This is a genomic window from Arsukibacterium ikkense (assembly GCF_000987775.1).
Lineage (GTDB): Bacteria > Pseudomonadota > Gammaproteobacteria > Enterobacterales > Alteromonadaceae > Alishewanella > Alishewanella ikkense.
Genome location: NZ_LAHO01000001.1, coordinates 331,696 through 351,626, shown reverse-complemented (window position 1 = coordinate 351,626; position 19,931 = coordinate 331,696). Strand labels below are relative to the sequence as shown.

The window sequence follows — 19,931 nt, the reverse complement described above, 5'->3', positions numbered from 1 at the left end:
GCCGCATGACCCAAACATTGCAATTTACCCGGTCACTGCCCGCCAGTTTTTCGCTGGAAAATTATAAAAAGCATTTCAGTGAATTTCACGACTGGCTGGTACGCAGCTTTGAGCACCAGCCAATCAATGGCCTGGTAAAGGCACGCGCCCGTTTTATTGACAGTATACTCAGCCATCTGTGGCAGCATTTTGATCTGGCCAAAGAGCATAACCTCAGCTTAATTGCGGTGGGCGGCTATGGCCGCGGTGAATTACACCCCTACTCCGATATCGACTTACTGATTTTATCTGATCGGCGCTTAACAGCTGAGCAGCAACAAGCCATTGCCAGCTTTATTACCAGCTTGTGGGACTTGCGGCTGGAGGTCGGCCACAGTGTCCGCACCTTAAAAGACACCATTAAGCTGGGTAAAGACGACATTACTATCGCCACCAACTTGCTGGAAATGCGCCTGCTGACCGGCAACAAGCCCTTGTTTGAACAACTGCAGCAAGCCATTAGCGGTGATAATTTCTGGAGCAGCCAGGCCTTTTTCCAGGCAAAGCGACACGAGCAACAACAACGCCACGCTCAGTATCACGGTACCGCCTATAATTTAGAACCCAATCTGAAAGCCAACCCGGGCGGATTACGCGATATTCAAACCATTGGCTGGGTTGCCAAAAAACACTTTAATACCCGTACCATGCGCGAGTTGGTGGCTTATCAGTATCTGACAGAAGATGAATATCAGGAGCTGATGGAGTGCGAAGCTTACCTGTGGCAAATGCGCTTTGCACTGCATATTGAAGCCGGGCGCAATGAAAATCGCATTCTGTTTGACTACCAGCCTGCAGCTGCCCAGCGGTTAGGCTTCGGCGCTGATGGCAAAGCCTCAGTTGAGCGGATGATGAAGCGGTTTTTCCGTACCGTGCAACGGGTAAGCGAATTAAACGAAATGCTGTTGCAGCATTTTGAAGGCAGTATCTTAAACCAGGGCAATAAGGTTAAAGTTCAGCAACTGGACGACTACTTTGAACTCAGCGGCCATTTAATTAAAGCGCGCGATAACGCTATTTTTGCCCGGCGCGACAACCTGCTAAGGCTGTTCTGGCACATTGCCAATAACTCCAACATTACCGGCATTCATTCCAGCACCTTGCGCTTGCTGCGCCAGGTACGGCGGCGCTTAATGGGCGATCTGCAGGATTATGAAGCCTGCCGCCAGCTGTTTCTGGCGCTGCTGCGCCACCCCCGAGGTATGGACAAAGCCATTACCCTGATGCATCGCTACGGCGTTTTAGCGGCCTATTTGCCGCAGTGGCGCAATATCGTCGGCCAGATGCAGTTTGATTTATTTCATGCTTACACGGTAGACGAGCATACCCACAGGCTGTTGAAGAACCTGTATAAATACACCCAGCCAGAACATGAGAGCGAATTTCCGCTGTGTAGCGATATCGTTAAACGGATGGAAAAGCCCGAACTGCTGTATCTGGCCGGTATTTTTCATGATATTGCCAAAGGGCGCGGTGGTGATCATTCCGAGCTTGGTGCAATGGACGTGCGCGAATTTGCCAAATTACACAAGCTAAGCGAGTTTGACAGTAAGCTGGTGGCCTGGTTAGTGGAAAGCCATCTGCTGATGTCAGTAACAGCGCAGCGCCGCGATATTCACGACCCGGCGGTGGTTGCTGAATTTGCTGAAAAAGTGCGTGATGAAACCCGGCTTAACTATCTGTATTGTTTAACGCTGGCCGATATCCGGGCCACCAACGACAATTTGTGGAATGACTGGAAAGGCTCGTTACTACGCGAACTCTTTCTGGCCACCCAGAAAGCTTTTCGCCGCGGTCTGGAAAAGCCGATGGATTTGCGCGATTTAATTCGTGAGAACCAAAGCGAAGCGATGCCGCTACTGCTGAAGCAAACCTTTAGTGACAGCGAAATTTTGCATTTATGGAGCCGGATCAAGGCTGACTATTTTGCCCGCTACAGCCCGAAACAAATTGCCTGGCACTGCGAACATATTCTGCGCCATAAAGACCATAACGAGCCTTTGGTGCTGATTAGCAAAACGCCGATCCGCGGCGGTACTCAGGTATTTATTTATACCCCGGACCAAGCCGGTCTGTTTGCCCGTTTAGTTGCCGCGCTGGACAGTAAAAAGGTGAATATCTTCGACGCCCAGATCATGACCAATAAAGATGGTTATGCGATGGATACCTTTGTTATTCTCGAACAAAATGGCGAAGCCGTCAGCTCACCATCGCGCCTGTCCAGTATTAAACGGGCGCTGGAGTTGTATATTGCCGGCAAACCCGACTTATCCCGGCAAAAGCCCAGGCTATCGCGCCAGATGCGCCAGTTTAATGTGCCTCCCAAGGTGGTGTTTTTGCCTGGCAATACCAAACAACGCACCATGGTGGAAATTGCCGCGCTGGATACCCCGGGGCTACTGGCTGATATCGGCGAAGTATTTCAGCGCTGCGGGGTGAATATTCACGCCGCTAAAATTACCACTATCGGCGAGCGTGCCGAAGACTTTTTTATGTTATCTAATGCCCAGGACCAGGCGTTAAGCAGCGACGAACAAAGCCAGCTTAAACGGGTACTGATTTCACAACTTTCACAGGAAACAGAAGGCTAAACAATCACCATGTCTGATTTAAAAAGCATTATTGAAAATGCGTTCGAGCTGCGTGCCGATATTACCCCCTCCACTGTCACGGCAGAGGTTAAACAGGCTGTGCAGCAAGCTATTGCCCTGCTCGACAGCGGCCAGGCGCGGGTTGCTGAAAAAATAGCCGGCGAATGGGTGGTACACCAATGGCTGAAAAAAGCCGTACTGTTGTCGTTCCGGATCAACGACAATGTAGTGATGGATGGCGCTGAAAACCGCTTTTTTGACAAAGTGCCAATGAAGTATGCCAACTACACCGATGCACAGTTTCGCGCCGATGGCGTAAGAGTAGTGCCACCTGCGGCAGCGCGTCAGGGCAGTTATATCGGTAAAAATGTGGTACTGATGCCCAGCTACGTCAATATCGGCGCTTATGTTGGTGACGGCACTATGGTTGATACCTGGGCCACCGTTGGTAGCTGCGCCCAGATTGGCAAAAACGTGCATTTATCCGGCGGTGTTGGCATTGGTGGCGTGCTGGAGCCACTGCAAGCTAACCCGACTATTATAGAAGACAACTGCTTTATCGGTGCCCGCTCTGAAGTGGTAGAAGGCGTGATTGTGGAAGAAGGTGCCGTGTTATCGATGGGCGTCTACATCAGCCAGAGCACCCGGATTTATGACCGGGAAACCGGCGAAATCAGCTATGGCCGGGTACCCGCGGGTGCCGTCGTCGTGCCAGGCACGCTGCCGTCGAAAGATGGCAGCCACAACCTGTATGCCGCTATTATTGTTAAGAAAGTCGATGCGCAAACCCGTGCCAAAGTGGGGATTAACGCCCTGCTGCGTAGCGTGGAATAAACCGCCAGCTTAACTACATAAAACGGCAGCCATGCTGCCGTTTTAATTCTTCATAAGGTGTCACGAAACTAAGCCTGGCCAAACATAAACAACACCATAAAAACTACCAGACCAGCCACACCTAACATGCTGTACTCCAAGCGCTTTTCAAAACGTTTTTCCGGCCCCACGGCCGCTGGCACCAATAACGCCGACAATAAACAGGTTACCCCTGCCAGTAAACACAACGTGGTTATACCGAATACCAGTGCCGAGCTAAACATTGCCATATTTCACCCTTAATTTATTGTAAAAACGGATACACCGCAGCGCGGAAAAAACAGCGCCTATTCTAGCATATAAACGCAGAGGCTAGGAAAACTGCTGTGTTAACCAGGGTAACGCTATAGTTTCAGGTTCAAGCGTCTCACCAGCATCAATCCGTAACATGGGTGCCAGCTCAGTACCCTGGATCTCCAGCAGCAACTCGTGCAACTGCTCACCGGCGCCACAAAACGTATCGTAGCTACTGTCACCCAGGGCAATAACGGCAAACTGTTTGCCGGTTAACAGCGGAAAGCGGTTTTTGAGCGCGAGATAAAATGGCAGCAGATTATCGGGAATGTCGCCCTGGCCGGTGGTAGAGGTGATCACCAGCCAGCATTTCGCATCATATGCCAGCACCTCATCCAGCCCTGCCTCTTCAAACAACTGTACCTGATGACCAAAGCTGGCTAACAGGGGTTGGGCTTGCTCAGCCACATATTGGGCGCCACCGTACACCGAACCAACAATCAGGGCGATTTTTGCCATTTTTCCTCCAGAAAGTGCGCAGCAAATTGCTGCTGATAATAGTGTTCTGCCAGCGGCCAGCCAAACTGGCTGAACAAGGGTTCAAGCTCGTTCAGACCGGCGCTGATCGTTAAAGTTTCGCCTGTTACCGGATGCGGCAATTGCAGTTGCTTCGCCACCAACAATAAACGGCGACAATTAAAATGTTGTTTAAACAACGCATTGTGCTTACCATCACCATGACTGGTATCACCAACTATCGGGTAGCGCAAATGTGCTAAATGCCGGCGCAGCTGATGCTTGCGGCCGGTTAAAGGCTGCAGCGCCACTAGTGAATAACGCGCGGCAGGGTATTTACTGACCGGTATTGCCAGCTCAATTTGTTGTAATGGCTGGTAGCGGGTTACCGCCTGCTGTGGCGCTTTGTCGGTACTGCTGAATTTGTCGGCAATTTTATCAAGTTGTTCTTTTAACGGGTAATCTAACTGACCACCTGCAGGCAAAAAGCCGCGCACCACGGCAAGATAGAACTTACGCCATAATTGCTGCTCGTGCTGCTGCCCCAGTAATCTGGCCACCTCACTGGATAGCGCAAACAGCAACACCCCAGAAGTAGGCCGATCCAACCGGTGCACTGGAAACACATGCTGGCCCAGCATATCGCGCAAGGTTTGCATCACGAACACCGTTTCATGCTTATCTAAAAACGAGCGATGCACCAGCATACCGCTGGGCTTATCAACTGCTACGATGTACTGATCCTGATACAACACCTTAAGCGGCGCCGTTAGTACAAAGGGATCGGCAGAACTCATTCCCCCCCCGACATTGTCAGATCAATAAGCTGAATTTTTTGTAACAGCGGCTGCAGGCGCTGGCCATGGGGTTTGAACACTTCTTCAGCCATCGGCAAGATACTGATATTTGTCGGCAACGCCTGGCCGCATTTCAGCATCGCCTGCAGCCGCGGCAGAAAAATAAACTGCAGCCACTGCTCAAGCCTCATCGTGTCACAGCAAAATGGCAGCGTACTGGCCATAGCCGCATGCTCCGGCGGCTTCCCGCTCCACAGCTGCTGTTGTTTTAGTTCAGCTTCAAGTTCAACCAGTAACCGTTTTAGCACATCAGACATAGCAACCTCAAAGTAAGCTGGGTAGTTTACCACAAGCAAAAGCCTCAGCCAGCCCTTGTAAAAAAGCAGTTTAGTCAGCATTATCAGCTAATAGTATCGGGAGTGAAATATGGGTTCAGTGTTATTGCTGCTGTTTATCAGCACCATTTGTTATCTGTTCTGGCTACAGCGTAAACAGGATGAGCGGGCACTGCAGTTGGCGCGGCAGCTTTGCCAACAACAGCAACTGCAAATGCTGGACTGCGGCCGCAATGGCCATAGCTTTCGCAAAATCAACAATCGCAGACGGTTTATCACCTTATATCAGGTCGATTTTAGTGCCGATGGTGAGAGTCGATATCAGGCCGAGCTGCTGTTAAACGGTATGCGCCTGGCCGCATTTAACTTACCTGCCCATCGTATTTAGGCCGTTGGCAGTTTTCGTTTAAGCTGCCCGGTCAGAAAATCTTTGAACATCACCCAATCCGCGGCCAGACTGTACAGCGGGTATGAAAAGGTCGCCGGTTTGTTATGTTCAAATAACAAATGGCCTAACCATGCAAAACCATAACCAATAACCGGCAACAGCCATAACCAGTGCCATTGTTGCATCAGCACCGCAAACAGCAGCAAGGCGATAACCAGGCTGCTGCCAATATAATGCAAGGCTCTGCACACCGGATGTCGGTGCTCACTCAGGTAATAAGGGTAAAACTCCTGAAAACTGCGAAAGCGTGCCATTATGTTTGCTCCTTCACGCTAATACAGGCTCGCCTTGCTGTTGCCGCGGCCGGAACATCAGACTGCCACTGACGGTGCCAAAGGCTAAATCAGTGACGTGTTGATACTGATCTCCGGCAAAGAAAGCCTGGTATTTAGCCAGGGTTACAAAGACACCAATACCGCTTGAGCTGGTATCCTGGTCTACCAGGCTATCGACTGCATGAATCAGATAATGACCCAGCCCAAGGTGCTGATACTTAGGCGATACCGCGATAAACGCCAGCATATGATAACGCTCGTTGGGCATAGCGGCATGAATACGTTGTTCTTTTTCCAGCATTTGCCGGGTAGATACAAAACCGGCGGTCAGCAGCATTTTTAAACGCCAGTGCCACAGCCGGCTGCTGCCAATACCGGAGTCCGGTCCAATCACGCAGGCTACGCCCAGTAATTGTTCAGCATGAAACAAACCGACTACCGGCTGCTCAGCCTGCCAAAATGTATTGAGTTCTTCCCGGATGGCTGAGCGCAGGCGTTGCTCATAATCAGGGGCGTCACCTCGAAAAATGGTTAAAAACAGCGGGTCATCATAGTAAGACTGATAAAGTAATGAGGCAGCGAGTTTCAGCTCCTCGCCGGTTAGTAACGCTGCCTTTAATTGTTCCGGATTAAAGGTACTCAGTATTGCGGTCATCGCGTATCTCTTATTGTTGTTTTTTCGCCCACAATAGCAGCCGCTACTGTTGTTGCCAAGCGGCATTTTACGCTTAGTTTGCATAGGTTACTGGGGTTATTGCCTGCAACAGGCTATGCTTAGAACAAGGCGTTGGCAACCGGTGTCAGAACGCGGCAAAGGAGTCAGCAATGGATACCTCAAACCACAGTATGGCAACCTTATTTTTGCAACTGGGGCTGGCAAATCAGCCGCAAGATATTGCAGATTTTTTGGCTAAGCATAAATTAGCCGGGCATATAGCACTGGCAGATGCACCGTTCTGGAACCAGGCGCAGGCCAGTTTTATCCGGGAATCTTTAAAACAAGACGCCGATTGGTCGGAAATCATTGACGAGCTAAACACCCAGTTGCGCTGATAATATCCAGCGTAACCGGGTAGACGTTATTTAGTACAGCGTTTTACAACTGCTGGTAAGCTTTATCGCCCCAGCTATGTAACTGACCATTAATAAACACTAAAGGGGTGCATTCATCTTTGGTGGTTTTACCATCACTGCGCTTGTGATGAGTGCGGTAAAACAATACCTGAACTTGCTGCTCGTCTTTGACCAGGAACTCGGTAAAATCCGGATTGCCCATCAATGCGATAACATCATTAAACGCTATACCTGGCTTGAACTGGTTTATCTGAGCCTGGTTTTCCTGCTGTTTTTTGCGCCACTGGCTATCTGAATCTTTAGCGCTGCTATAATCTTTATCGCCAATTGCTACCACACAACCACTTAACAAGCCGGTAATGGCCAACAGACCCAGGGTTCTTACTATCATATTGTTACTCCGTTGTTTATTATTTTCGGTTGATTCTATACCGGCTACGCTTTGCGGTATATTGTCTACCCAAGCAAAATCAATACCAAAATTATTAAATTTATAAATCATGAACTTAAGATTTTCGCTCTATCTATCTAAGCGGCCAGATGCTAAATTTCGCTAAATAGTGGTCAAATATAAGCAACTACCATGAACTCTGCCAGTGAACTATTGCAGCAAACAGCCACCCGGCTACGACAAGAAGGTAAAACTCCCAGTCTGGCCTTATTCAAAGCCCGTTTAGGTAGCCAGTTAACCGCTCCGGCACTGTTTGCAGCTTATCAGCAGTGGCGCCAGCACGCCGGTAACCTCGCCGCCGGGCCTGACAGTGTGCCACCGCCCAGTGCGGCTAACCCGGCGCTAAACGTAACAGCAGCTATTGATAGTACCCAGCTGCAGCGGATTGAAGCAAAGCTGGACAAGATCCTGGCGTTACTGGAACAGCAAAATGTATCTGGCTGAGCTCACTTATAAAGTCATAGCCAATACGCACTTCAGCCGCGCCGAGGCCGCTATTCGCGCCTTTAGCGAAGCGCTGATCTTCAACGGTAATATGTTAGGGCGGGAGATGCCTACTGCCTGGCAGCAGGACCGCTTTAGCAGCCGCTTGGTGATCCCCGCAACCGATGCGCTGCAGCGCACTAACCTGAGTTCGAGGGCACTGCAGGCTGAACAACAGCTGATGGCGGCAGGGCTTGCTTACCCGCAGCTACAAGTATTGGGCATGGATATAATGTCGCAGCATACCAGCAATCAGCCCGTCGAGGCGTTGCTACTGTTTACCACCTTCAGTGATAACTGCTCGCCTCTGCGCAATATGGCTGATTTGGCGCCGCTGCCGTTGTATCAATGGCAGCCGGCTGACGGCGGTGATCACGAAAACCTGATCCGCTGGCAAATTCAGTTTCAGGCGCTGGATGAAATTCAGCAGCAACAACAGCGGGTACTGCAGAAAACTGCTGAGAACAGCTTGCAGCAGTACCATAGCGTCCTAAACCGCCAGGGCCGGCAACTGGCCACAAAAATCAGCCAGCGCAATACGCTGCCTGTTTACTATGCGCTATACAGTGGTAGCAGCACCGACTGCCATGCCGATGCCACTAAACGCTGCCCGGGCTGTGGTGCAGACTGGCAGCTGTCAACACCGTTACTGGCGTTATTCGACTTTAAATGTGACAGCTGTTGTCTGGTTAGTAATATTGCCTGGGAATGTCAAACCCCCTGATAAGCTGCCGGGCTGATCTGGCTAAAAAATGCAGCCAACGAATCAGCCAGTTTTTCACTGACATCTTTACCTACTGCCTCCAGATACACTTCGCCGCTGTGATTTAAGACCGACAATACAATGCTGTCATCATCGGTTAAGGCAAAAAACACCGTTTCTGGCTGCTTTAAACGTCGTTTCATTAAAATATGGCCAATCAGGTTTTCCTGTAATCTGGCCAAATCGGCCTGATCCCATACCATCAGTAATTGCAGCATGCCTCTGGAGTGGCTGGCGCCGAGCCCGGCCCCGTAGAACAGGCTGTAAAATTGCTTAATATCGGAGTGCAGTTCCAGCTCCAGTGCTTGCTCTACGTTGCTAAAGTCGGCTGGTGGCTGCTGCTTTACCGGCTGCCAGCTAACCTGATGCTCATCTAACACCGCCAACTGACAAGGCGCCGCTGTTGCAGGGTCTGCCGACCAGGCTTGTAAGGTCAGATTATGCTGCTGATGCCAGCTCAGGGTTTGCTCAATAAAATTTTGATAACTTTCAGCTAATGACAACACAGACATCCTCTCTACTCTGACATGAAGTTATGCTAAGATCTGGCGCATTCTAACCGGATTAGCAGCCAGATGACAAAAAGCCACTCAGAAATTATGGCCGGGCTAAGCCTTGGCAAAACGACTGCCTACGCTGAGCAGTACGATCCCAGCCTTCTACAACCGGTACCCAGGTCTCTGGGTCGTGATAACCTGGGTTTGGATCACACCACGCCACTGCCTTTTATAGGCGAAGATATCTGGCACGGTTACGAACTGTCATGGCTTAATGCCAAAGGCAAGCCAATGGTGGCATTAGCTACTTTTGTGGTGCCGCTTAGCTCACCGCATCTGATTGAATCTAAATCATTTAAGCTGTACCTGAATAGTTTCAATCAGAGTCGCTTTGACGATTTGCGTCAGGTGTATCAGGCGCTGCAACGGGATTTGTCTGCCTGTGCCGGCGCCCCGGTAAGAGTTACCCTGCATAACGTTAATGAAATTATGGTGTTCCAGCCAACCTGGATCCCCGGACACTGCATTGATGATCTTGATATCAGTATCGACAGCTATCAGTATGATCCCACCTTGCTCCAGCTGGCTGGCTCAGCTGACATCGTTGATGAGAAAGTACACTCGCATTTACTGAAATCAAATTGCCTGATCACCTCGCAACCTGACTGGGCCAGTGTTTATATACATTATCGTGGCCAGGCCATTGATCATGCCGCTTTACTACGATACCTGATCAGTTTTCGCAGCCACAACGAATTTCATGAACAATGTGTTGAACGCATTTTTCTGGATATCTGGCTGCGCTGTAAGCCTGACTATCTGCTGGTGTACGCCCGCTATACCCGCCGTGGCGGTCTGGATATCAATCCGGTACGAGCCAGTGCCAGCTATAAGTTACCCAACTTACGGCTGAGCCGGCAATAACCGGTAACCTTTCAGTCAGACTTTCAGAAAACCCGCTAAAAATCGGCTTTATATAGCCGATTCATGCTGTAAAGCTGCCAATACAGCTACCACTAATGAAAGTCACCATGAAACATTACACACCAACTTTCAAAAAAGACAGTTTCTGTTTTAATAGCAACGCAGGTTAGATGGACTAGCCCGCAGTGGTAGCATGAAGGAACGCCAATTATGCAATATCTTACCTCTGACGAAGAAACATCCTGGTTGCCTTATTATCTTTACAAATAACGCAATCTGACATAAAAATAGTCCCCTACCCCAGCGAGCTCCGGCTCGCTGTTTTTGTATCAACAGTAAAATCTGCAAAACAGTGATCGCATTTGTGTTATTTACGGATATACTTAAATCTAAACAGATTTTTTAACATTTAAATGTTTAAGGTGCCACCATTGCAAAGTGATCAAAAGCAGCAACTGGCCAATGCGATTAAAGCCCGTAAATCGTTGGAAGACGCCTACGAAAGTCAGTTTAAAATTTTGGCTCAGTTTGTTTCACGCTTGTCACTGGTGTGTAAAGGTGTCGACATTGAACTGGACAACCGGCTGGCCAAACTGCGCAACGAGTTAGCCAAAGGTACCGATCTTGAAAAACTGATCCCGTTTATCAACGACACCAATCAGAGCTTGCAGTTACTGGAAGCTAAGCAACAGCATGATATAAAACAGGTTCAGCACGAACTGAATCAGGCGGGTAAGTTACTGCAGCAACAAAAAGGCTTACCTGATCAGTTACGCCGGGATTTGAGGGCGTTGCTGACTAAGGTAGCCGAGCCACCAGCTACAGTGCAGGCATTTTTACCGCATTTAACCAGCCTGACAGCGCTGTACCAAAGCGCGTTACAAGCCAAGCAGCAGTTAGCCAATACCAGTGATAATGATGAAGTACGCTACGGCCATATTTGCCGGCAAATCAGTGTCGAGCTGACCAATTTGCTTAGCGAGCTGGCCTTTGCTGAGAAAAGCGCGCCGAAAATTGCGCTGATCCGCCAGAGCCTGCTGAACAATTTGTCGATAGAAGCGTTACTTGATGCCTGCCTGCAAACCATTACCATTATTGTGTCCAGCATTAATGAAGAACGCCAATCTGCAGAGCACTTCCTGTTAAAACTGAATGATGCACTATCATCGGTGCAGCAGGCTGTCAGCCTGACATTAAAGAATGCCGACCAGCTGCATGTAAAGCTGGATATTCTTAATCAGCAAATTGAGCAGCAGATTACCCAGTTGGGTCACAGCACGAAAAGTGCCACTTCGCTGGAACAATTGAAAGAGTTAGTAACGCAGCGGCTGCAAAGCATCAGCAGTTCACTAAAATCAAAAGAAATACTTGAGGCAGAAGAACGTAGTGCCATGCTGCAAACTTTAAACGGTATGGAATCACGACTGGAAGAGTTGGAAGCTGAGGCCAGTATTTTCAGGACTAAACTGGCCGAGCAAAATTTTCGCAGCCTGCAGGATGCATTAACTGAAATACCTAACCGGGCAGCCTTTGACGAGCGCCTGGCGCTGGAAGTAAAACGCTGGCAGCGCTATAAAAAGCCGTTGTGTATCGCCCTGGCCGATGTTGACCATTTTAAACACATTAACGACAACTACGGCCATAGCGCCGGTGATAAAACCCTGAAAGTGATTGCGAAGGCGCTACAGCAAGGCCTGCGTGAAACCGACTTTATTGCCCGTTACGGCGGTGAAGAGTTTGTGATCTTGTTTCCGGAAACCGCGCTTGATGAACTCGATGGGCCACTGAATAAATTAAGAGAAAAAATTAAAAGTATTGTTTTTACTTTTAAAAGTCAGAAAGTCCCAATTACCATCTCTATTGGGGCTAGCCAATTAACCACTGAAGATACCAGCCGTCAGGTTTTTGATCGGGCAGATGAAGCCCTGTACGAAGCGAAAAAAGCCGGTCGCGACCGCGTTATTATTAAAACCTGACCCTGACATAGCATAAATAATTATTGGAGTTTGCAGATGCAGGTGCATTTAAACCCGCTGGGCGCCATGGATTTACTGTCGCAACTTGAAGTTGAACGACTAAAAAATAACACCGAGTCAGAAGCATTTGCGTTATTTCGCAACTGTTGTCTGGCAGTACTTAATGTCGGCAGCCACACCGATAGTTCAGCTGAAATTTATGAACAATATAAAGATTTCAGTGTTAATTTGCTGTCTCGCGAGCGTGGTATAAAAATTGAGCTGACAAACCCACCGGTTAGTGCCTTTGTTGATGGCCAGATCATCAAGGGCATCCACGAACACCTGTTTGCCGTGCTCAGGGATATTTTGTTTTACCATACCCGCCGCGCTGCAGATGTTAAAGCGCTGGAACTTAATGATCCGCGCCAGTTAACCCACACCGTATTTGATATTCTGCGCAATGCCAGAGCCATAGACGCGACCTGCGTGCCAAGCATGATCGTCTGCTGGGGTGGTCATTCTATCAATGAAACAGAATACGACTACACCAAGGAAGTGGGTTATCAACTAGGGCTACGCGGGCTGGATATTTGCACCGGCTGTGGCCCGGGCGCCATGAAAGGTCCAATGAAAGGCGCCACTATTGGTCATAATAAGCAGCGGATCCGCAGCGGCCGTTACCTCGGCCTAACGGAGCCCAGCATTATTGCTGCCGAACCGCCGAATCCTATTGTCAATGAGCTGGTGATCCTGCCCGATATTGAAAAGCGCCTGGAAGCCTTCGTAAGGGTGGCGCATGGTATCATCGTGTTTCCTGGCGGCGCCGGTACGGCAGAGGAGCTGCTGTACTTACTCGGCATTATGCTGAAAAAAACCAACGCCGAACAACAGCTGCCTATTATTCTGACTGGGCCACGTCAGTCTGAGGCATACTTTAACGAGATCGCCCGCTTTATCGAAAATACTCTGGGACAAGAAGCTCTGCAGCTGGTTGACATTATTATTGACGACCCTGCTGGCGTTGCGCGCAAACTGAAACAAGGCTGCGCTGAGGTACGCCAATACCGCAAATCGGTAGGAGATGCCTACCACTTTAACTGGACCTTAGATATTGACCCGCAGTTCCAGCTACCTTTTGTCCCGAATCATCATAATATGGCCGCACTTAACTTGCACCTGGAACAAGACAAAGCCAAACTGGCAGCCAATTTACGACGGGCATTTTCCGGCATAGTGGCCGGTAATGTTAAAGATGAAGGGATCCGGGCAATCCGCCAACATGGGCCCTTTCAATTATCCGGAGAGCCGGTATTGATGCAAATGATGGATACCCTGTTACAAGCCTTTGTCGATCAGGGCAGGATGAAACTTCCCGGCACGACCTATGAACCTTGCTACAGGATATTACGCTGAATGATGCACCTGTTGCTGGTTGATGCGCTGAACCTGATCCGCCGGCTGTATGCGGTGCAAGAGCGTCCCTACCTGCCGTTACCTGAACAGGTAACTGAGGGTACCCGCCAGCAAATTATCAGCAATACCCAAGCTATGTTGCAACAAGCGTTGCAGCGCCTGCGCCAGGAGCTGCAACCCAGCCATGCACTCCTGGTATTTGATGGTCGTAACAGCCAATGGCGACAACAGCGTTGCCCTGAATACAAGGCTAACCGTAAGCCGATGCCAACCATTCTTGCTGAGGCATTACCGGGTCTTGAGCAAGCGGCGCAGCAACATGGTTTTGCCTGTTTTACTGACAACGCGCTGGAAGCAGATGATGTGATTGCCAGCATTGCCAGCAAACTTAACCAACACCAGCAGCAGGTCACTATCGTCTCTACCGACAAGGGCTTTTTGCCTTTACTCTGCCAGGGCATTAGCATCTACGACCCTTTTGCCCGGCAGCAACTTAGCGCAGACTACGTCAAAAATAAGTTTGGCGTGGCTCCCGAACAGTTGGTGCGGTTGTGGAGCCTGACCGGTGATAGTACCAATAATATTGCCGGAGTACCGGGTGTGGGGCCAAAAACCGCACTGGAACTGATGGCTTTGGGCGATACCCTGACCGACGCACTCGCACACCCCGACTGCCCTAAAAAGCTACGCGATAAAATCGTCAGTCATAAAGAAGCCATCGTCAGCTTTATGCAGGTACTGAGTTTACAGACCAGCCTGGAACTGGGGCTTAATTTGCAGGAACTGCGCCTGACCGACGCTAAGCGAGAGCACGCATGAAAATAAAAGCAGTGGCCTTATTTGCCGGCGGTTTCGTTTTGTATGTGCTGTTAACTCTGGCTGTGCTGCTATTTTATAAAGATGATCCGGCGCAAATGAGCTGGCAACATCGTGAAAACTTTAATGCTAAAGTTATAGGTCGCTATAAGATTACTGATAACAACCTGCAAGACGATGTGATCAAGCGGCTTGGTGGGCCAGACATTACCAAAGCAATCGAGGTAAATGGTGCAATTTACCAACTGTTGTACTACCGGACGCACCGTAAATTAGCCGATGGCATCACCACTGAGGATGAATGCACCGCCTTGTTGTTTGCCAACCGGCTACTGGTGGCAAAAGGTGAAGATGCTATCAGTCAATATCAACAATACGCTGCAAATGGCAACAGCTGATAGCCAGTGGCCTCGGTTTTATCTGGGCATGCAGCAACTCGCTCAGCCAGGTCAGCACCTTGCTGACGGCGACACTCTTGAGCTTGCATTGCAGCACAGTGTCCAGCTAGCAGTATTATTTATTGAGCTGGCACAGCACAATCCCGCCAGCGTTATTGCGCAACTGAATCTGACTGCGCGTCAGCTGTCACCTGGTCAGGCTCGCGCTGTAAAAGCCCTGACCCTGGGTTTAATCTTCAGCCGCAGCTACGGTTGGCAGGCAGCGCGCAGCCAGTTATTTTTACAAGCTATTATCCTGCCTGCTGTGTTTACACCGCAAGCTAATAGCTCAGCACAAGCGCAGCTGCTAACGGCCAAAGCGTTGCAGCACGCTAACAGACAACACCCATTATTGCCGCTACTGATCGCCGCTTGCAATGTGCGCCAGCAGCCGCCCTGGCAGCTGCACCCTGACGGCCCGCTGCTTAATCTGGCCAACCAGCTGGCAGCCCAATTGTTGCCAGCCGCAGGCAATCAGCTGGCTTTGGAACAACTGTTACTAAAATACCAGAGCGGACAAGCTGACAGCTCGCAGCAGCACTGGTTTTGCCTGCTGCAGCAGCTCTGTGCAGCGCAAGCCCTGCCCGGTAGGTTTGCCAAAGCGTTACCCACCGCCAGGCAGGCTCAAAGCTATTGGTTTATCAGTGGTATTGCGGCCACTGAGCAGCAAGCACCGGCAACAGTGTATGTACGGCAGTTTGACCCGGCTGCTAAAACCATTGGCCGCGATGTAACGCAATTACCGCTGTCAGAACTTACACTATTAGGCCCGCAGTACTTTCGGGAGTCGGCCTGGCTGGCGTTGTTAGAGCCAGCGCCTGAGTTGCTGCCGCGTGTTACTGAAGTAAAGCTGGAATCCTGCCTGGAAAATTCATTATATCCCCGGCTGGCCGTGCTGAGTTTAACGGCCCAGGTTAATGCACTGGCAGATCTGCCGCTTATCAGCCAGTTTCTGCTGCATGCGGCGCAGCAAATCAGCCGCCAGCAATTACCGGTTTCCCGGCTGCGGCATGCCATCAGCATGTTAGGTCAGGATGCCTTAAGTGACTGGCTGGCTCAGGCCGAGTTACACCAGTTTTGCTGTCAGCTCGCCCACCCGCATCAGCCTTGGCTGGAACAACTGCAACGCTGCTTACAACACGCCTTATTGCTGGTTAGCGACAATATGCGGCAACCTATGGCCAGCAGCACTGCCGGCCTGATTACCCGCTGCGCCTCACTCAGCCTGTGGCAACAGCCGGCAACAGTTAACATTGCGCTCGGTCGCCATGTGCAGGGCCAGCAACTTCTTGGTCAGATCATCCAACAACATATCTGGCAAGCTGCTGACTACCCTCAGACTGTCAGCAAACTACTCAGCCACTATCAGCAGCCGCAGTGGGCCAAAGCTGCCAACGACTGGCAGCACAGACAGCCAGCACAGCTGACAGTTCTGCTACGCTTTAGCTGGCAACTTTGCCTGTCGGTGTATTGTGCCAGTGAACAAAACCAGCAACGGCTTAGCAACTTATTGCCAGTAGCCTCAGCGCACTTAGGCCTGGCGCAGCAACCTGCCATCTGGTGGCAGCAACAACTGATGGCCAGCAGTGAATGTTATTATCCTTTGCCAGAAATGTAGTTTAATTACATCATTCAGCAGCCTTATAGCCACTATAAGCGCTGCTTCTATCGTAAACTTCCACCAAACTGGCGAAACAGGGCCAAAAATGCTATATTCCGGCGGTTCCAGGCGGTTAATGCCTGCCTATTTTCCCCCTTTAAAACCCTGAGGATCCCCATGAGTAAGCAAACCATTACTGTCATTAAAGGCGATGGCATTGGCCCGAGTATTGTCGAGGCTGCTATTGAAGTATTAGCCAAAGCCGGTTGTGATTTTGACTACGAATATGTTGATGCAGGCCTGACAGCGCTGGAGAAAACCGGCGAGTTGTTGCCGCAGGCCACTCTGGATGCGATTGCCCGCAACAAGATCACCTTAAAGGGCCCGTTAACTACCCCGGTGGGCGATGGCTTTACCTCGATTAACGTAACCCTGCGCAAGCAGTTCAGCTTGTATGCGAACGTGCGGCCGGTTATTTCGTTTAAAGGCACCAAAGCCCGCTACGAGAATATCGACATTATCACCATTCGTGAAAATACTGAGGGCATGTACTCAGGCCACCGGCAGCAGGTATCTGAGGATGGTTTGATTGCCGAAGCCAGCAGCATTATTACCCGCGAAGGTGCCGAGCGCATTGCAGTATTTGCCTTTGAGACCGCCCGGCGCGAAAACCGCAAAAAAGTGACTATTGTGCATAAAGCCAATATTCTGAAGTCTACCTCTGGTTTATTTCTGAAAACCGCGCGGGAAGTCGCCACGCGCTACCCGGACATTGAAACGCAGGAAATGATTGTTGATAACACCTGTATGCAGTTAGTAATGAACCCGCAGCAGTTTGACGTTATTGTTACCACTAACCTGTTCGGCGATATTTTGTCTGATTTATGCGCCGGTTTAGTCGGTGGCTTAGGGATGGCGCCAGGTGCTAACATCGGCAAAGATTGTGCTATCTTTGAAGCGGTACACGGCAGTGCGCCGGATATTGCCGGCAAAAACCTGGCCAACCCCAGCTCGGTTATTCTGGCCTCGATTCAAATGCTGGAATACCTGAAAATGCAGGACAAAGCAGAGAAAATCCGCGCCGCACTGGCCGATGTTATTGCCAGTGGCGACCGCACCACCCGCGACCTGGGTGGCAGCTTTGGCACTACCGATTTTACTCAGGCCATGCTTGAGCGTTTATAATTGCGCTGGTAATAGCTGACATTACAGATAAAATAGCCACTTAACGTGGCTATTTTTTTAGCTACCGGCAGGAGCGAGAATGAGCGAACAACAAAACAACCCCTTGCATGGCATTAAGCTGGAGCAAATCGTTACAGCCCTGGTTGATCACTACGGCTGGCCGGAACTGGCAAACCGGATAGATATTAACTGCTTTAAAACCGACCCTTCGGTAAAAAGCAGCCTGAAGTTTTTACGCCGCACGCCCTGGGCCCGCGAAAAAACCGAAGCACTGTTTATTGCCACTAAGTTACATCAGGAATAGCTTGAAAAGCTATTTTAGGTGACGTAGAGGGTCTTGGCGGCCATGTAGCAGGCGCTATGACCAGCTTGTAGGCTGGCAGGTGTTTAGCCTTTTATCTCGTCAAATAGTGAATCCAGAGCAGCCTTTGATTCAATCGCAATACCTTCGCCACGGTCCAGTTGTTCGGTAGCCACTTTCAATTGTTCGCGTAAGCGAGCCAGTTTCACTTCTTTGATCCAGTCTTCGTGAGTATCCATAAAACGTAATGCTTCGCGGATAACTTCGCTGGCATTGTTATATAACCCGCTTGCCACCTTGGCTTTAACGCGAGACTCTAATTCGGCAGTCAGGGATACATGCATAATGACCTCCAAGGGTAAACATTGATATCGATGATGCTAGGCTCCAGTGCAAAGATTGTCAATGTTTGTATTTATGGTTCGGTTTAGCCATTCAAGCAATAGACTTGCTGAACTAAACGGTCTTTTCTCAGTCAAGCACCGAGTATTCTGATGGCTAAACAATGAGCCTTTTCCTCAAATCTCTACTGCAACTTAACGGCTATTTCCGGTTTAGCCGTAACACTTGGGTAGTAGCTGAGAATTTGACGGCCCGTAGTATCTTGTTTAATGGTGAAATAACTGGTTGATTGACCATATAAAAATGTATTATTGACCAGCGGCGTTACCGCATAGACTAACGCATTACCCAATCTGGAATACATTAACCCCTCTTCCATAAATATTTTTCGAATGGCACCTGAGCTGGTTTGATAGTCCCCCATAATCTGCTCTTGCTGTGATGCCGTAAGCTGTACCGGCTCAAAGCTCGGGTATGACAGGCCAAACAGCTCGCCGGTCAATACTGAGAAAAATTCAAACGTCTCTACACTGCTAAGATTGCTAAGCACAGTGGCGTAAATACCTTCATCAGGGAAATAGACGGCACTGGCTTTATAGCCTGGTAATGAGCCCTGGTGGATCACGGCACTGCGGTTATGCAGTCTTATGTTATTAAGACCATAGCCATAATTTGAGCTGCTGCCATCATTCAGGCTAAACGGCGTGATCATTTGTCGATAGCTGTCCTGGCTAATAAAGGTGCCATCCAGCAAAGCACGGTACCACAGGGCTAAATCATTGGCACTGGAAGCCAGGCCACCACCTGCATAAGTCCAGGAAACATCTTGTATTCTCGCCCGCTGGTAGCCATGCTGCCAACTTTGATAATACCCGTCAGCTTTAAGGGCTCCGCTTTGCCGATTGCCATAGTTGCTGTGCTTCATACCCAGCTTAGCAAAGATGTTTTTTTCGATATAGTCGCCATAAGGCTGGCCACTTGCCACTTCGATGATTAGCCCTAACAGCTTATATCCCATATTGGAATACTGCATTTTTTCACCTGGAGCAAATTGCATAGGCTCCTTAGCAAATAACACCAGCATTTGCTCTGAATCGATGACCTCCGTGGTCTGTTGATTACCAGTGCCGGGGTTTCTGGCCAAACCTGAGGTATGCGTTAATAAGTGTTCGATAGTAATAACATGCCCTGCAGTCGGAAATTCAGGCAGGTACTTGTTGATATTGTCTTTAACGTTTAATTTGCCTTGCTGCTGCAACTGCATAATGGCCGCAGCGGTAAATTGCTTGGTCACAGAAGCGATATTAAACGTGCTGTCGGGGCTAAGCACTGCTCTCGTCTCAACATTAGCCATACCATAGGCACCAGAATAAATAGTCTCGCCATTTTTAGTGACAATGTATGCCAAACCCGGCCCATCGCTTTTGAGCTGCAACTGAACAAAAGACTCAAATGCAGTCACCTCAGCAGCACTAGCGTGAAAACACAGCAACATCATGCTAATACAATGACCTGTTGTTCTTTTAATAATGGACATAACATCTCACTTAGGAAATTCTTTTTAGGGAAGGAAATTGCT

The 19,931-nt window shown here is 49.6% G+C and carries 24 protein-coding genes; 14 read left to right on the top strand and 10 right to left on the bottom strand.

Annotated elements, in window-relative coordinates; translation table 11 throughout:
* Positions 1-5 precede the first annotated feature (5 nt).
* Together glnD and dapD are read left to right on the top strand one after the other, a co-directional pair.
* Positions 6-2,630 (top strand): bifunctional uridylyltransferase/uridylyl-removing protein GlnD, encoded by a 2,625-nt coding sequence (glnD, locus tag WG68_RS01655; RefSeq protein ID WP_046555891.1) that lies wholly within the window; start codon positions 6-8, stop codon positions 2,628-2,630.
* A gap of 9 nt (positions 2,631-2,639) precedes the next feature.
* A complete protein-coding gene (dapD, locus tag WG68_RS01650) occupies positions 2,640-3,464 on the top strand; it encodes a 2,3,4,5-tetrahydropyridine-2,6-dicarboxylate N-succinyltransferase (protein WP_046555890.1) in 825 nt (274 codons plus the stop codon).
* Positions 3,465-3,532: 68 nt separating this feature from the next.
* Here the strand turns inward: dapD and WG68_RS01645 are convergent, their stop codons facing one another.
* The 4 genes from WG68_RS01645 to WG68_RS01630 form a co-directional block, all read right to left on the bottom strand.
* Positions 3,533-3,733 carry a hypothetical protein gene (locus WG68_RS01645; RefSeq protein ID WP_046555889.1) on the bottom strand — a complete coding sequence of 67 codons (201 nt, stop codon included), beginning with the start codon at positions 3,731-3,733 and terminating at the stop codon, positions 3,533-3,535.
* 82 nt (positions 3,734-3,815) lie between these two features.
* Positions 3,816-4,256, bottom strand: a complete 441-nt coding sequence (locus tag WG68_RS01640; protein ID WP_046555888.1) for a flavodoxin — start codon at positions 4,254-4,256, stop codon at positions 3,816-3,818.
* Entirely contained in the window at positions 4,238-5,050 is an 813-nt protein-coding gene (truC, locus tag WG68_RS01635; protein ID WP_046555887.1) for a tRNA pseudouridine(65) synthase TruC, read from the bottom strand. Before truC ends, WG68_RS01640 begins: the two co-directional genes overlap by 19 nt.
* The gene (locus WG68_RS01630; protein WP_046555982.1) at positions 5,047-5,367 is read right to left on the bottom strand and encodes a YqcC family protein; all 321 of its coding nucleotides are present in this window, start codon (positions 5,365-5,367) and stop codon (positions 5,047-5,049) included. The genes truC and WG68_RS01630 overlap by 4 nt, the downstream gene beginning before the upstream one ends.
* 109 nt (positions 5,368-5,476) lie before the next feature.
* Between WG68_RS01630 and WG68_RS01625 the strand changes: the two genes are divergently transcribed.
* On the top strand, positions 5,477-5,773 hold the full coding sequence (locus tag WG68_RS01625) for a DUF3301 domain-containing protein (protein ID WP_046555886.1): 297 nt from the start codon (positions 5,477-5,479) through the stop codon (positions 5,771-5,773).
* Here the strand turns inward: WG68_RS01625 and WG68_RS01620 are convergent.
* Entirely contained in the window at positions 5,770-6,087 is a 318-nt protein-coding gene (locus WG68_RS01620; RefSeq protein WP_046555885.1) for a DUF962 domain-containing protein, read from the bottom strand. The genes WG68_RS01625 and WG68_RS01620 overlap by 4 nt on opposite strands.
* A 13-nt stretch (positions 6,088-6,100) precedes the next feature.
* Positions 6,101-6,763, bottom strand: coding sequence for a GNAT family N-acetyltransferase (locus tag WG68_RS01615; RefSeq protein WP_046555884.1), 663 nt, complete (start codon positions 6,761-6,763; stop codon positions 6,101-6,103).
* Positions 6,764-6,933: 170 nt separating this feature from the next.
* Here WG68_RS01615 and WG68_RS01610 point away from each other — a divergent pair, with 170 nt between their 5' ends.
* Positions 6,934-7,161: a DUF2789 domain-containing protein gene (locus WG68_RS01610; RefSeq protein WP_046555883.1), complete on the top strand. Its 228-nt coding sequence runs from the start codon at positions 6,934-6,936 to the stop codon at positions 7,159-7,161.
* Between the two features lie 43 nt (positions 7,162-7,204).
* On the opposite strand, the gene WG68_RS01605 is transcribed toward WG68_RS01610, so the two are convergent.
* Positions 7,205-7,573, bottom strand: a complete 369-nt coding sequence (locus WG68_RS01605; RefSeq protein WP_046555981.1) for a DUF3192 domain-containing protein — start codon at positions 7,571-7,573, stop codon at positions 7,205-7,207.
* Between the two features lie 192 nt (positions 7,574-7,765).
* Between WG68_RS01605 and WG68_RS01600 the strand changes: the two genes are divergently transcribed.
* Positions 7,766-8,077 (top strand): hypothetical protein, encoded by a 312-nt coding sequence (locus tag WG68_RS01600; RefSeq protein ID WP_046555882.1) that lies wholly within the window; start codon positions 7,766-7,768, stop codon positions 8,075-8,077.
* Positions 8,064-8,840 carry a DUF2310 family Zn-ribbon-containing protein gene (locus WG68_RS01595; protein ID WP_046555881.1) on the top strand — a complete coding sequence of 259 codons (777 nt, stop codon included), beginning with the start codon at positions 8,064-8,066 and terminating at the stop codon, positions 8,838-8,840. Before WG68_RS01600 ends, WG68_RS01595 begins: the two co-directional genes overlap by 14 nt.
* Here WG68_RS01595 and syd read toward each other — a convergent pair.
* Positions 8,828-9,391 carry a SecY-interacting protein gene (gene syd / locus WG68_RS01590; protein WP_235357619.1) on the bottom strand — a complete coding sequence of 188 codons (564 nt, stop codon included), beginning with the start codon at positions 9,389-9,391 and terminating at the stop codon, positions 8,828-8,830. The genes WG68_RS01595 and syd overlap by 13 nt on opposite strands.
* Positions 9,392-9,454: 63 nt before the next feature.
* Here syd and queF point away from each other — a divergent pair, with 63 nt between their 5' ends.
* The 8 genes from queF (at position 9,455) to WG68_RS01550 (ending at position 18,013) form a co-directional block, all read left to right on the top strand.
* A complete protein-coding gene (gene queF, locus WG68_RS01585) occupies positions 9,455-10,300 on the top strand; it encodes an NADPH-dependent 7-cyano-7-deazaguanine reductase QueF (protein ID WP_046555880.1) in 846 nt (281 codons plus the stop codon).
* 422 nt (positions 10,301-10,722) lie between these two features.
* On the top strand, positions 10,723-12,276 hold the full coding sequence (locus WG68_RS01580) for a GGDEF domain-containing protein (RefSeq protein ID WP_235357638.1): 1,554 nt from the start codon (positions 10,723-10,725) through the stop codon (positions 12,274-12,276).
* A gap of 36 nt (positions 12,277-12,312) precedes the next feature.
* On the top strand, positions 12,313-13,671 hold the full coding sequence (ppnN, locus tag WG68_RS01575) for a nucleotide 5'-monophosphate nucleosidase PpnN (RefSeq protein ID WP_046555878.1): 1,359 nt from the start codon (positions 12,313-12,315) through the stop codon (positions 13,669-13,671).
* Entirely contained in the window at positions 13,672-14,490 is an 819-nt protein-coding gene (xni, locus tag WG68_RS01570) for a flap endonuclease Xni (RefSeq protein WP_046555877.1), read from the top strand.
* A complete protein-coding gene (locus WG68_RS01565; protein WP_046555876.1) occupies positions 14,487-14,885 on the top strand; it encodes a DUF3192 domain-containing protein in 399 nt (132 codons plus the stop codon). Before xni ends, WG68_RS01565 begins: the two co-directional genes overlap by 4 nt.
* Positions 14,833-16,542: a hypothetical protein gene (locus WG68_RS01560; protein ID WP_152663005.1), complete on the top strand. Its 1,710-nt coding sequence runs from the start codon at positions 14,833-14,835 to the stop codon at positions 16,540-16,542. Before WG68_RS01565 ends, WG68_RS01560 begins: the two co-directional genes overlap by 53 nt.
* 159 nt (positions 16,543-16,701) lie before the next feature.
* Positions 16,702-17,709, top strand: a complete 1,008-nt coding sequence (locus WG68_RS01555) for an isocitrate dehydrogenase (protein ID WP_046555874.1) — start codon at positions 16,702-16,704, stop codon at positions 17,707-17,709.
* Between the two features lie 79 nt (positions 17,710-17,788).
* Positions 17,789-18,013 carry a VF530 family protein gene (locus WG68_RS01550; RefSeq protein ID WP_046555873.1) on the top strand — a complete coding sequence of 75 codons (225 nt, stop codon included), beginning with the start codon at positions 17,789-17,791 and terminating at the stop codon, positions 18,011-18,013.
* An 83-nt stretch (positions 18,014-18,096) separates the two neighbouring features.
* Here the strand turns inward: WG68_RS01550 and WG68_RS01545 are convergent, their stop codons facing one another.
* A complete protein-coding gene (locus WG68_RS01545) occupies positions 18,097-18,354 on the bottom strand; it encodes a type II toxin-antitoxin system ParD family antitoxin (RefSeq protein ID WP_046555872.1) in 258 nt (85 codons plus the stop codon).
* A gap of 182 nt (positions 18,355-18,536) precedes the next feature.
* Positions 18,537-19,889 carry a serine hydrolase domain-containing protein gene (locus WG68_RS01540; RefSeq protein WP_083981756.1) on the bottom strand — a complete coding sequence of 451 codons (1,353 nt, stop codon included), beginning with the start codon at positions 19,887-19,889 and terminating at the stop codon, positions 18,537-18,539.
* Between the last annotated feature and the right edge of the window lie 42 nt (positions 19,890-19,931).